Raw genomic sequence first — 12,265 nt, 5'->3', positions numbered from 1 at the left:
ACGATAATATACCTGTATAAATAAACAGTATATTACACAGGGGGCATTTATGCGTATTGAAGTCACCATAGCCAAAACTACCGTTCTGCCTGCTGGCGCGCTTGACGCTCTGGCAGGCGAATTATCCCGCCGTATTAACAGCACATTTCCCGACAACGCGGGCGCCGTAACGGTGCGTTACGCCGCTGCGAACAACCTCTCCGTCATGGGTGCCGCGAAAGAAGATAAAGATCGCATCAGCGAAATCCTGCAGGAAACGTGGGAAAGCGCGGACGACTGGTTCATCACGGATTAACACTGCTCCCTCATTGTGTTTTTTTGCCGGGTCGCCCCGGCTTTTTTTTGTCCGAAATTCCTAAAGTTCAAATTAATTCAGCGTCTTCTTAAAAAATCGTGAACGAGATGGTGTTTTATTGTTCGAACAATCCTAAAAAGCAGAAAAATGTGTTGCTACCTGTTTATTTTTCCCGTTGGAACCCTTATTACTTGGTATACTGAAGATGCTTTCAGAAAAACATGCATTGAACCTCAGAGCCGTTGTCTTCTAACACGCATTTAGGGGGTTATAATGGAAAAGAATAGCGAAGTCATCCAGACCCACCCACTCGTTGGCTGGGATATCAGTACCGTAGATAGCTACGATGCGCTGATGCTGCGTTTGCACTACCAGACCCCGAATCAACTCAACCGTGACGAAGCGGAAGTTGGACAGACGTTGTGGCTAACAACAGACGTCGCCCGTCAGTTTATTTCTATTTTAGAGGCAGGTATTGCAAAAATAGAATCTGGCGACTATCAGGAAAATGAGTATAAACGGCACTAACGTTATGCCCACTTTTCACTCTACAGGCACCCTCGCGGTGCCTTATTTATTTCCCGCTTGTTTACGCCCGCGTTGTTAATTACTCTGCTAACAAAACGTTAGTTTACGAGATGCATATGAGATACGACTTAATCATTATTGGTAGCGGCTCCGTCGGATCGGCCGCCGGTTATTACGCGACACAGGCAGGGCTTAACGTCCTGATGATTGACGCCCATCTGCCGCCCCACAAGGAAGGCAGTCATCACGGGGACACACGCCTCATTCGCCATGCCTATGGCGAAGGTGAACGCTATGTTCCGCTGGTGCTTCGCGCCCAGACGCTGTGGGACGAGCTGGCGAAACAGACTGAAGAGCGCATTTTCGAGCGCACGGGGGTGATCAACCTCGGTCCGGCTCGTTCAGAATTTCTCGCCAGCGTCGAACGCAGCGCGAAAGCCTTTAATCTTGACGTTGAGACGCTGGACGCGACGGGCATTACCGCCCGCTGGCCTGAAATTACCGTCCCGGATGATTATATCGGCCTTTTTGAAGCCAACTCCGGCGTGCTGCACTGTGAAACGGCGATCAAAACCTGGATCGACCTTGCCGCCAAAGCGGGCTGCGCGCAGCTGTTTAACTGCCCGGTGAATGCCATCACGCATGATGCTAATGGCGTCACGGTGACGACCCCTGACGGCGACTATTCCGCGTCCCGCCTGCTGGTGAGCGCGGGAACCTGGGTCACCCGCCTGCTGCCAGATCTGCCCATCCAGCCGGTACGTAAGGTCTTCTCGTGGTTCCAGTCGGATGGTCGCTACAGCGCGCAGAATAAATTCCCGGCATTCACTGGCGAATTAACGAATGGCGATCAGTTTTACGGGTTCCCTTCCGAGAAAGACGCGCTCAAGATTGGGAAACACAACGGCGGGCAGGTTATCTCCTCACCTGAGGAGCGCAAACCGTTTGGCGCCTACCCGCAGGATGGTTCAGAAGCCTTCTCGTTCCTGCGCAATATTCTCCCGGGCGTTGGTGGCTTACTGTATGGCGCGGCCTGTACCTACGACAACACGCCGGATGAAGACTTTATCATTGATACGCTGCCGGGACATGACAATACCCTGCTGATCACCGGGCTGAGCGGCCATGGCTTCAAATTCGCATCCGTGCTGGGTGAAATCGCCGCGCAGTTTGCCCAGGGTATCACGCCGCAGTTTGATCTGACCCCCTTCTCACTCTCGCGTTTTAACGGATAATCGGCAATGGGCTCCGGCAATACCGGGGTCCATTTTCTTCATACTCAGTGGCGGGGCGTTATGCGCAGGATCGTTTCTTTTCTCATCAATAATATTCGCGAGCACCTGATGCTCTATATCTTATTGTGGGCGCTGCTGGCTATCATTGATGTTATTTACGTTGTGTTTTATTGAAATCACTGACTGACATTAATTGACGTTACTTTATGTTTATTTAATCTTTTTTCTTCCGCCTATTGCCTCTTGCACGAAGCCATTGAATTAATCTTGCCGATTCTTTTCAAAATCGCTGAAATAAATAAAATAAAAATCAATAGTCAATTATTTCAGTTGCAATATCACGTCTTCCCGTTCATTTTTACGTTTCGGTTAATTTGAAAATGGACATTCTGATGCAATTGCGTAACTCCTCCCGGCGCTACGGAATAATATCCATAAGTTTACACTGGATATTTGCCATTGCCGTCTATGGTATGTTCGGACTTGGACTCTGGATGGTGACGCTCAGCTATTATGACGGCTGGTATCATCAGGCTCCCGAGTTGCATAAAAGCATCGGCGTTCTGCTGATGCTGGGGCTGGTTTTTCGCACTGTCTGGCGACATATTTCCCCGCCACCTGCGCCACTAAAGACATACGGTAAAATTACCCGCGTCAGCGCCGTTGCCGCGCATATTGCGCTCTACGCGCTGCTCTTTGCCATCCTGATCAGCGGTTACCTCATCTCGACGGCAGACGGTAAACCGATTAGCGTGTTCGGCCTCTTTGACGTCCCGGCCACGCTCAGCGATGCAGGAGCTCAGGCTGACACCGCAGGCGTCGTTCACCTCTGGCTTGCCTGGAGCGTGGTGATCCTGTCCGTGCTGCACGGGCTCGCCGCCCTTAAACACCATTTTATTGATAAAGACGATACGCTTAAGCGCATGCTTGGCCGCTCGTCAGTTGACTCTGGAGCATAAAATGAAAAAACACCTGCTGGGTATCGCCCTGGGTTCTCTGTTATTTACCGCCGGTTCCGCCGTGGCGGCTGATTATAAAATTGATAAAGAAGGCCAGCACGCTTTCGTCAATTTCCGTATTCAGCATCTGGGATATAGCTGGCTGTACGGCACCTTTAAGGATTTTGACGGCACATTCACTTTTGACGATAAAAATCCTGCGGCTGATAAAGTCAACGTGACCATTAATACGAACAGCGTCGACACGAACCATGCTGAGCGCGATAAACACCTGCGCAGCGCAGAGTTCCTGAACGTGACAAAATTCCCGCAGGCGACCTTCGCCTCTACGGAAGTGAAAAAAGACGGTGATAAATTGGCTATTACCGGTAATCTGACGCTGAATGGCGTAACCAAACCCGTTACTCTGGATGCGAAATTGATCGGTCAGGGTGACGATCCGTGGGGTGGTAAGCGCGCAGGTTTTGAAGCGGCAGGTAAAATTCACCTGAAAGATTTTAATATCACTACGGATTTAGGCCCGGCGTCGCAGGACGTTGAGCTGGTTATTTCCGTTGAAGGTGTACAGCAGAAGTCATAATAGATTCGCCCGGCAGGCTTTCACCGTGCCGGGCGGTATTCTCATTCCGGGTCAGGGATACCCAGTTTGGTATTCAGACGGCCGCGTGATTTATTAAAAATCTTGTTGCCGTTTTCACGTCCTGCGCGACGACGACGCTGTTCCTCTTCCGGCAGGATGCTCTCTTCGCTGCACAATTCGCTACAGCAGCCGTTAAACTTCTCGGCACAGGCCGGACACTGGATAAACAGCAGATGACACCCGTCGTTTTTGCAGTTGGTGTGAGTGTCGCACGGCGCGCCGCACTGGTGGCACTGGGCGATCACATCTTCCGAAATACGCTCACCCATGCGCTCGTCAAAGACAAAGTTTTTCCCGATAAAGCGAACCGGTAAGCCCTGCTCGCGGGCGCGGCGGGCGTATTCGATAATGCCGCCTTCAATGTGCCAGACTTTGTTGAACCCATTGTGCTTCATCCACGCGCTGGCCTTCTCGCAGCGGATACCGCCGGTGCAGTACATAACGATTTTTTTATCTTTATGTTCCTGCATCATCTCCACCGCTTTCGGCAGTTGCTCGCGGAAGGTATCGGCCGGGATTTCCATCGCGTTCTCGAAGTGCCCCACTTCATACTCGTAGTGGTTACGCATATCAATGAACACGGCATCCGGATCGTCCAGCATCGCATTCACTTCCGCAGCTTTCAGATATTCACCGACGTCCGCCGGGTTAAACTCAGGATCGTCAATACCGTCCGCCACGATGCGTTCACGCACCTTCATGCGCAGCACCCAGAAGGATTTCCCGTCATCATCCAGCGCAATGTTCAGGCGCAAGCCGTTGAGGGCCGGATCGAAGTTATAAAGCGCGTCGCGGAACGCGTTCACTTTGCTTTCCGGCACGCTAATCTGCGCGTTAATGCCTTCGCGGGCAAGATAGACGCGCCCGAAAACGTTCAGCGCCGTGAAGGCCTGATAAAGCGCATCGCGCGTCGCCTGTGGATCGTCGATGGTGAAGTATTTGTAGAATGAGATGGTCGTGCGCGGTTCGGTTTCAGCCAACATACGCGCCTTTAACATCTCATTCGAAACGCGGTTGTGTAACACTGGCATGGTGTACAAGTCCTGGAATCGTCAGAGAGAATTAAAAATCGGTCGGCATCATATAGCAAACAAAACCAATTTACATCCACACAATTTACGCTACATTTCACACACCCTGATTAATCAGGGTTAACAATTACTGCGGTCGTGCAAGTTTCGGCGGCAGATATTTTGGCTATGTCTCAAAAAATGCGACAATGGCATAACAGGACGTTAGAACACAGGAAAGACATGACCCAGTTACCAAAATTTACCGTCGCCCTTTTGCACCCCCGCTATTGGATGACCTGGCTTGGCATTGGCTTTTTATGGCTACTGGTACAGCTTCCCTACCCTGTTATTTTCCGGTTAGGTAAATCTTTAGGCCGACTCGCGCAAACGTTTATGAATCGTCGCGCCCGCATCGCGTATCGAAATCTTGAGCTGTGTTTTCCGCAGATGAGCGAGGCAGAGCGCCATGATATGGTCTCGAAAAATTTCGAATCCGTCGGCATGGGGCTCATGGAAACCGGCATGGCATGGTTCTGGCCGGACAAACGCATGGCGCGCTGGAGCAAGGTTACAGGGACCGGCATGGAGCCGGTGCATACGCTTCAGGCTAATCAGACGGGCGTTCTGCTGATCGGCGTCCATTTCCTGACGCTGGAAATCGGGGCGCGTATGTTTGGCATGCAGGCACCCGGCATTGGCGTTTACCGTCCAAACGATAACCCGGTTATCGATCTCATCCAGACCAACGGCCGCATGCGCTCCAACAAAAGCATGATCGACCGTAAGGATCTGAAGGGCATGATCCGCGCTCTGAAATCCGGTGAAGTGGTCTGGTATGCTCCCGATCACGACTACGGTCCGCAATCCAGCGTCTTTGTCCCCTTCTTCGCCGTCGACGAGGCCGCCACCACGACCGGCACCTGGATGCTGGCACGCATGTCCAAAGCCGCCATCGTTCCCTTTGTGCCCCGCCGCTTGCCGGATGGCTCAGGCTACGAGCTGATGATGCTTGAGCCGGAACTCGCGCCGCCGCTTGACGATGCTGAAACCACCGCGCGCTGGATGAACGGCGTGGTGGAGAAGTGCATCATGCTGGCGCCTGAGCAGTACATGTGGTTGCATCGCCGCTTTAAAACCCGGCCTGAAGGCACGCCGTCCCGCTATTGATCCTCCTGCGGCCTTCAGGGCCGCATGCTGTTTTAGCTTTAAAAGCTCTCCCTCATTGCGGCAATCATAACCCAGGCGCATAATTAGCAGGCTTATTACTTCATGCTTCAGGTGCTCTGCACCTCACTATGCGGATTGTTATGTCACCCTCAGATGCCCCCATAAACTGGAAGCGTAACCTTACGGTTGCGTGGCTTGGCTGTTTTCTTACCGGCGCGGCGTTTAGCCTGGTCATGCCTTTCCTGCCGCTCTACGTCGAACAGCTGGGCGTAACGGGCCACAGCGCGCTCAATATGTGGTCTGGCCTGGTATTCAGCGTCACGTTTCTCTTTTCTGCGATAGCCTCGCCCTTCTGGGGCGGCCTTGCGGACCGTAAGGGACGTAAAATCATGCTGCTGCGCTCGGCGCTGGGGATGGCGATTATCATGGCGCTGATGGGCGTGGCGCAGAACGTCTGGCAGTTCCTGATATTGCGCGCATTGCTGGGCTTGCTGGGGGGATTTATCCCCAATGCGAACGCCCTGATCGCCACGCAAATTCCACGCCATAAGAGCGGCTGGGCGCTTGGCACGCTGTCAACCGGTGGCGTGAGCGGTGCCCTGCTGGGGCCGCTGGCCGGTGGACTGCTGGCGGATAACTACGGCCTGCGCCCGGTCTTTTTCATCACCGCCAGCGTGTTGTTCCTGTGCTTTATCGTCACCCTGCTCTGCATTCGTGAAAAATTTACGCCCGTCGCCAAAAAAGAGATGCTCCACGCCAGAGACGTGCTGACCTCGCTTAAAAATCCCAGACTGGTGCTGAGTCTGTTCGTGACGACCCTGATTATTCAGGTGGCAACCGGATCGATCGCGCCTATTCTCACCCTGTACGTACGTGACCTGGCGGGTAACGTCAGCAATATTGCGTTTATCAGCGGGCTGATTGCCTCCGTGCCCGGCGTGGCGGCGCTGCTTAGCGCACCGAGACTGGGGAAGCTGGGTGACCGGGTCGGTCCGGAAAAGATCCTGATCTGTGCGCTGATCATTTCCGTCCTGCTGCTTATCCCCATGTCGATGGTGCAAACGCCATGGCAGCTTGGCGTACTGCGCTTTTTGCTGGGTGCCGCCGACGGCGCGTTGCTGCCCGCCGTACAAACTCTGCTGGTCTACAACTCCACGAACCAGATTGCCGGACGTATCTTTAGCTATAACCAGTCGTTTCGCGATATCGGCAACGTCACCGGGCCGCTTCTCGGCGCAGGCATCTCCGCCAGCTTCGGTTTTCGCGCCGTCTTTATCGTGACGGCAGGCGTGGTGCTGTTCAACGCGGTCTATTCGTGGTTCAGTTTATCCCGGACGTTACGCCCGGCGACGGAATAAGTCGAACGCCTGACAGCTTATTTTCGCTTTCATACTTGCAGAATCTGATATTCAGCTATTCTTTCCCTGAAACCTTCTGGAAAACAGGGAGACACCAATGACCATGTACGCCACGCTGGAAGAAGCTATTGATGCCGCTCGTGAAGAGTTCCTTGCCGATAATCCCGGCGTTGAGGAAGAAGATGCTGACGTGCAACAACTTAATATCCAAAAATATGTTCTGCAGGATGGGGATATTATGTGGCAGGCCGAATTCTTCGCTGATGAAGGTGAAGAAGGGGAATGTTTGCCGATATTAAGTGGTGAAGGTGCGCAGGCGGTCTTTGATGGCGATTATGACGAAATCGAACTTCGGCAGGAATGGCTGGAAGAGAACACCCTGCACGAGTGGGATGAGGGTGAATTTCAGCTCGAGCCACCGCTGGATACGGAAGAAGGTCAAACCGCAGCCGATGAATGGGACGAGCGTTAATTTACGCTACTCGTACGGGCCGTGGCTGGCATCGATGGGCAGCAACAGCGTGTCGAAAATCAGCGAGAACGGCAGATCGAGTACCGTCAGGTAGCGCCATGCGGAATCCCGTACATCCCATTTCACGCCCGGGTAATACTGATTCCCATGCCCCTGACCTGGAATGGTGCGGCTGATGATGCTGCCGCAGCCGCTCAGCAGGCATGCCATCATGACGACGATGATTATTTTCATCAGTAACCTCTAAAAAAATACCGGCCTTACAGCCGGTATTTTATCTGGCGGGTGGCGCTTTACCTACCCGCCCTGCTTAACAACTTACTTCGCCTTCAGTGCGAGCGGATTCAGCTTCACGTCCTTATAGTAGTTCACCCACGAAGAATACTTCTCCGGAGCGGACCACACGCGATAGTGAAGCCTTGCCATTGTCACCGGATCGCTCAGCAGCACCAGACGACGGTCGCGGTTGAGTTTTTCCGGCGTCTCGTTAAGCGCCTGCTCAACGTGACGATCGCGAGCAATCTCCAGCACCTGGCTTGCGCGGTGACGCGCAGTGGCCATCGCCGTCGCCAGGGCGTTGAATGACGGGTTAAACACGGCGTGCATAAAGCCATCATCCAGCGTGCGGTTGCGGTTCTGCTCCAGATAGCGATCGGTATCCACCAGCACCTGCGGCGGAGAATACTCTTCCGGGATCAGGAACAGTTTCCAGCGTTTGGTTCGCAGCCCCACCGTTGAACGACTGGAGATGACTGACACAAACGGCGACAGGATCAGTGAGAAGACAATCGGTGCCAGCCAGAACAGGAAACGCAGATCCAGCCACGCCATTCCGGCAGCCCACACCAGACCCAGCAGCAGCTGAGAACCGTGGCGCATAAAGGCTTCACTCCATGGCGTGGAGTCATCATCACGCTGCGGTGAGTTCCAGACCACTTCCCAGCCCAGGAACGCACTGACCACGAACACGGTGTGGAACAGCATACGTACCGGCGCCAGCAGCACCGAGAACAGCACTTCCAGCAGCAGAGAAAGGGTTACGCGGAAGAAACCGCCGTACTCTTTCGAACCTTTGCACCAGATCAGGATGATACTGAGCAGCTTAGGCAGGAACAGCAGCACCATGGTGGAGGCAAACAGCGCAATCGCCAGCTCAGGACGCCACTGCGGCCACACCGGGAACAGCTGGCGCGGTTGCAGGAAGTATTGCGGCTCCGTCAGGGCATGAACGACCTGCAGCGCAGTGGAGAGCGCGAGGAACATAAACCACAGCGGTGCGGAGAGATAAGACATCACGCCCGTCAGGAACACCGCACGGTGAACCGGGTGCATCCCTTTTACGAGGAACAGGCGGAAGTTCATCAGGTTACCGTGACACCAGCGGCGGTCACGCTTGAGCTCGTCCAGCAGGTTCGGCGGCAGCTCTTCGTACGATCCCGGCAGGTCGTAGGCAATCCAGACGCCCCAGCCAGCACGACGCATCAGCGCCGCTTCCACGAAGTCATGCGACAGAATAGAACCGGCAAACGAACCCTCGCCCGGCAGCGGTGCCAGCGCACAGTGTTCAATGAACGGCTTCACGCGAATAATGGCGTTGTGACCCCAGTAGTGGGATTCACCCAGTTGCCAGAAGTGCAGACCGGCCGTAAACAGCGGGCCATAAACACGGGTGGCAAACTGCTGGCAACGCGCATAGAGCGTGTCCATACCGGACGCTTTTGGCGAGGACTGAATGATACCCGCGTTAGGGTTGGCTTCCATCAGACGCACCAGACCGCTCAGGCAGTCTCCGCTCATGACGGAGTCAGCATCCAGCACCACCATGTAGCTGTACTGGTTACCCCAGCGACGGCAGAAGTCATCGATGTTACCGCTTTTACGCTTCAGGCGACGGCGGCGGCGACGGTAGAAGATCTGACCTTCGCCCTGCACTTCCGCAATCAGCTCCATCCACGCTTTTTGCTCTGCTACGCAGATATCCGGGTTGTAACTGTCGCTCAGGATGTAAACGTCGAAATGCGCCGCATTACCGGTTGCCTTCACGGACTCCCAGGTTGCTCGCAGCCCCGCAAATACGCGGTCAACGTCTTCGTTACAGATAGGCATAATCAGCGCGGTACGGTGCTCAGGATTGAGGGGTTCATCCCCGACCGTTGACGCCGAAATGCTGTACTTGTCCCGTCCCATCAGCAGCTGCAGGAAGCCCATCAGCGCGGTCCAGAAACCGGCCGACACCCAGCAGAAGAGAACCGCGAACAGCAGGAGTATGCCGCTTTGCAAAATATACGGCAGCAGCTGCATGAAGGAGACCCAGAGATCCTGGCCCATCATGTCAGTCGGGTTGATAAACGCCCAGCCCTGGTAAGGCAGAATGGTTTTCATGTACCAGGTCGCGACAACCGTCTGCGCCAGCGTCAGAAGCAGCAGGATATAACGACGGATTGTCCCCACGGTGCGCCATTTCTGCTCAGAGGCCTGCTCTTCTTTCGTCAGGCGTGACAGATAGCGCGGCGTGACGTCACGCCCGCGCAGGCGATCCCAGAAGCGGCCCACCGGGTTGGTGCGCCATGGATCTGGGAACATGGAGGAGCGCGTCGCCTTCGGCATCGCCTGAAGCTGATCGCGCCCTTCGTCGTCTTTAATCAACTGCCCTTCCGCCAGCGAGTCCGGCCAGGCCTGCTCCAGACGCGCCTTGACTGACCCCAGCGGCGTATCATCATCACGGGAAAACTGACGATGTTCGCCATCCAGCGCGGTATGAACCGCGCGGATGTTGCTCTCAGGCAGTGCCGCTTTTTCGATATCCGTCAGCGGCATGGCATCAATATATTCAGATGTATTATTCATTGGCAGGTAGCTGGTAGCTCCAGGTTTCACTCAGCGGCTGATCTTCACTGACCAGCGCAGCACGCATTTCAGTGGTCTGTTTCGGATCTTTCACTTTCACGCGCAGGGTCAGACGCCAGCCTTTGGTTACCGGGTTGTAACGCACGGTATTTTCAACGATCTCACCGTTATCACCGATGCTGGCCTGGGCCGACACGGCAGTATCCGGAGACAGTTTCTTCATATCCTGGCCGGTGAAGTCCACGACAAACGCCACCGTACCGTCAGGCTGACGGATCAGGTTAGACTGCTTCACGTCACCCGTAGAGCGACGAGTTTGCATCACATACGCGTTATCCGGCGCATGCAGCTTATCTTCGTCGCGGCTGAAGGTAATGGTGTACTTGAAGTTCATCTCTTTACCGGCTTCCGGCAGCTGATCCGGCGTCCAGTATGCGACGATGTTGTCGTTGGTTTCGTCGTTGGTTGGGATTTCAACCAGTTCTACCTTGCCTTTACCCCAGTCGCCTTTCGGCGTAACCCAGGCGCTTGGGCGCAGGTCATAGCGGTCGTCGAGATCTTCAAAGCGTGAGAACTGACGGCCACGTTGCAACAGGCCAAAGCCCTGCGGGTTTTCCATCGCAAAGCTGCTGACCGCCAGATGTTTCGGGTTATTCAGCGGACGCCAGATCCACTCACCGTTACCGGCATGAATAGACAGACCGTTGGAATCATGCAGTTCCGGGCGGAAGTTGGTTGCAGGAGACGGCTGGTTCGGCCCAAACAGGAACATACTGGTCAGCGGCGCTACGCCCAGTTTGCCCACTTTGTCACGCAGGTAAACCTTAGACTGCACGTCTACGACCGTGTCACGGCCAGGCATAATCACAAAGCGATAGGCACCGGTTGCGCGTGGAGAATCCAGCAGCGCGTAAATAGTCAGACGTTTGTCCGTTGGTTTTGGACGTTCAATCCAGAACTCGCGGAAACGCGGGAACTCTTCACCTGATGGCAGCGCGGTATCAATAGCCAGACCGCGCGCAGAAAGCCCGTACACCTGCCCCGCGCCAATCACGCGGAAGTAGCTGGCGCCAAGCATGCTGACGATTTCGTCGTTTTTATCTTTGCTGTTGATCGGGTAAAGCACCTTGAAGCCTGCGAAGCCCAGGTCTTTTACCGTATCTTTGTCGTGTTGCACATTGCCAAAATTGAAGTAATCCGGGCTGTACTTGATCTTGCGTACCGCGGTCGCCGTCACTTCATTGATGGCAACAGGCGTGTCGAAGTACATACCCTGATGATAAAATTCAAGCTTGAACGGGGTTTTAATGTTGTTCCAGTACGCTTTATCGTGGTTGAACTGGATCTGCTGATAGTCCGCATACTTCATGTCGCGGAAAACGGAGGGCAAGTTACTTTTCGGCGCTTCGTAGCTCTTGCCTGCCATCGATTTTGCCTGTTTTGCGACATCGTCGATGTTAAAGGCCAGTGCCGATGAGGTATACAGTGATAACACCACTGCAGCACCCAACCAACGCATTTTCATCATCTGTGGTTTATGTTTCATAATAAGTAAGCACTTCCCCCTTTGTGTGCTTATATCGATCCGATCCATTTTAATGGAAACTCAGGCAATCCGACAACATAATCACTGCTTTGTTCAGCTGCTGGCTCATGGATTAAGCAAATGAAAGAACCCGCGATTCACTTTGCGTGCTTATCCTGGAGACAGTGTGTCGGTCTTGGTGTAGGGTTGGCTTCGAATGTAACCA

The 12,265-nt window shown here is 54.1% G+C and carries 13 protein-coding genes; 9 read left to right on the top strand and 4 right to left on the bottom strand.

Going from position 1 to position 12,265, the window contains the following annotated elements; genetic code table 11:
• Nucleotides 1–49: 49 nt before the first annotated feature.
• From dinI to MX657_RS08750, 6 genes are all read left to right on the top strand, one after another.
• Complete coding sequence (dinI, locus tag MX657_RS08775; RefSeq protein ID WP_218728880.1) at nucleotides 50–295, top strand: DNA damage-inducible protein I; 246 nt, start codon at nucleotides 50–52, stop codon at nucleotides 293–295.
• Between the two features lie 273 nt (nucleotides 296–568).
• The gene (gene bssS, locus MX657_RS08770; protein WP_003858012.1) at nucleotides 569–823 is read left to right on the top strand and encodes a biofilm formation regulator BssS; all 255 of its coding nucleotides are present in this window, start codon (nucleotides 569–571) and stop codon (nucleotides 821–823) included.
• A gap of 116 nt (nucleotides 824–939) precedes the next feature.
• The gene (gene solA, locus MX657_RS08765; protein ID WP_346808116.1) at nucleotides 940–2,058 is read left to right on the top strand and encodes an N-methyl-L-tryptophan oxidase; all 1,119 of its coding nucleotides are present in this window, start codon (nucleotides 940–942) and stop codon (nucleotides 2,056–2,058) included.
• 60 nt (nucleotides 2,059–2,118) lie between these two features.
• Nucleotides 2,119–2,232 (top strand): YceO family protein, encoded by a 114-nt coding sequence (locus MX657_RS08760; RefSeq protein ID WP_080328158.1) that lies wholly within the window; start codon nucleotides 2,119–2,121, stop codon nucleotides 2,230–2,232.
• Between the two features lie 218 nt (nucleotides 2,233–2,450).
• Complete coding sequence (locus MX657_RS08755) at nucleotides 2,451–3,017, top strand: cytochrome b (protein ID WP_080327542.1); 567 nt, start codon at nucleotides 2,451–2,453, stop codon at nucleotides 3,015–3,017.
• A gap of 1 nt (nucleotide 3,018) precedes the next feature.
• Nucleotides 3,019–3,597 carry a YceI family protein gene (locus MX657_RS08750; protein WP_080327543.1) on the top strand — a complete coding sequence of 193 codons (579 nt, stop codon included), beginning with the start codon at nucleotides 3,019–3,021 and terminating at the stop codon, nucleotides 3,595–3,597.
• A 41-nt stretch (nucleotides 3,598–3,638) separates the two neighbouring features.
• Here MX657_RS08750 and MX657_RS08745 read toward each other — a convergent pair whose 3' ends face one another.
• On the bottom strand, nucleotides 3,639–4,688 hold the full coding sequence (locus MX657_RS08745) for a rhodanese-related sulfurtransferase (protein ID WP_080327544.1): 1,050 nt from the start codon (nucleotides 4,686–4,688) through the stop codon (nucleotides 3,639–3,641).
• Nucleotides 4,689–4,910: 222 nt separating this feature from the next.
• Here MX657_RS08745 and MX657_RS08740 point away from each other — a divergent pair, with 222 nt between their 5' ends.
• The 3 genes from MX657_RS08740 (at nucleotide 4,911) to MX657_RS08730 (ending at nucleotide 7,667) form a co-directional block, all read left to right on the top strand.
• Nucleotides 4,911–5,837 (top strand): Kdo(2)-lipid IV(A) acyltransferase, encoded by a 927-nt coding sequence (locus tag MX657_RS08740; RefSeq protein WP_346808114.1) that lies wholly within the window; start codon nucleotides 4,911–4,913, stop codon nucleotides 5,835–5,837.
• A gap of 140 nt (nucleotides 5,838–5,977) precedes the next feature.
• A complete protein-coding gene (mdtG, locus tag MX657_RS08735; RefSeq protein WP_080327546.1) occupies nucleotides 5,978–7,195 on the top strand; it encodes a multidrug efflux MFS transporter MdtG in 1,218 nt (405 codons plus the stop codon).
• Between the two features lie 97 nt (nucleotides 7,196–7,292).
• Nucleotides 7,293–7,667: a MysB family protein gene (locus MX657_RS08730; protein WP_023311118.1), complete on the top strand. Its 375-nt coding sequence runs from the start codon at nucleotides 7,293–7,295 to the stop codon at nucleotides 7,665–7,667.
• 6 nt (nucleotides 7,668–7,673) lie between these two features.
• Here the strand turns inward: MX657_RS08730 and MX657_RS08725 are convergent, their stop codons facing one another.
• The 3 genes from MX657_RS08725 to mdoG form a co-directional block, all read right to left on the bottom strand.
• On the bottom strand, nucleotides 7,674–7,901 hold the full coding sequence (locus MX657_RS08725; RefSeq protein WP_013097162.1) for a YceK/YidQ family lipoprotein: 228 nt from the start codon (nucleotides 7,899–7,901) through the stop codon (nucleotides 7,674–7,676).
• Nucleotides 7,902–7,985: 84 nt separating this feature from the next.
• Complete coding sequence (gene mdoH, locus MX657_RS08720) at nucleotides 7,986–10,514, bottom strand: glucans biosynthesis glucosyltransferase MdoH (protein ID WP_346808111.1); 2,529 nt, start codon at nucleotides 10,512–10,514, stop codon at nucleotides 7,986–7,988.
• On the bottom strand, nucleotides 10,507–12,060 hold the full coding sequence (mdoG, locus tag MX657_RS08715; protein ID WP_080327565.1) for a glucans biosynthesis protein MdoG: 1,554 nt from the start codon (nucleotides 12,058–12,060) through the stop codon (nucleotides 10,507–10,509). Before mdoG ends, mdoH begins: the two co-directional genes overlap by 8 nt.
• Nucleotides 12,061–12,265 lie beyond the last annotated feature (205 nt).

This window comes from Enterobacter chuandaensis, from assembly GCF_039718975.1.
GTDB classification, from domain to species: Bacteria; Pseudomonadota; Gammaproteobacteria; order Enterobacterales; family Enterobacteriaceae; genus Enterobacter; species Enterobacter chuandaensis.
The sequence above is the reverse complement of the archived record's forward strand: the minus strand, read 5'-3'. Positions and strand labels throughout refer to the sequence as shown.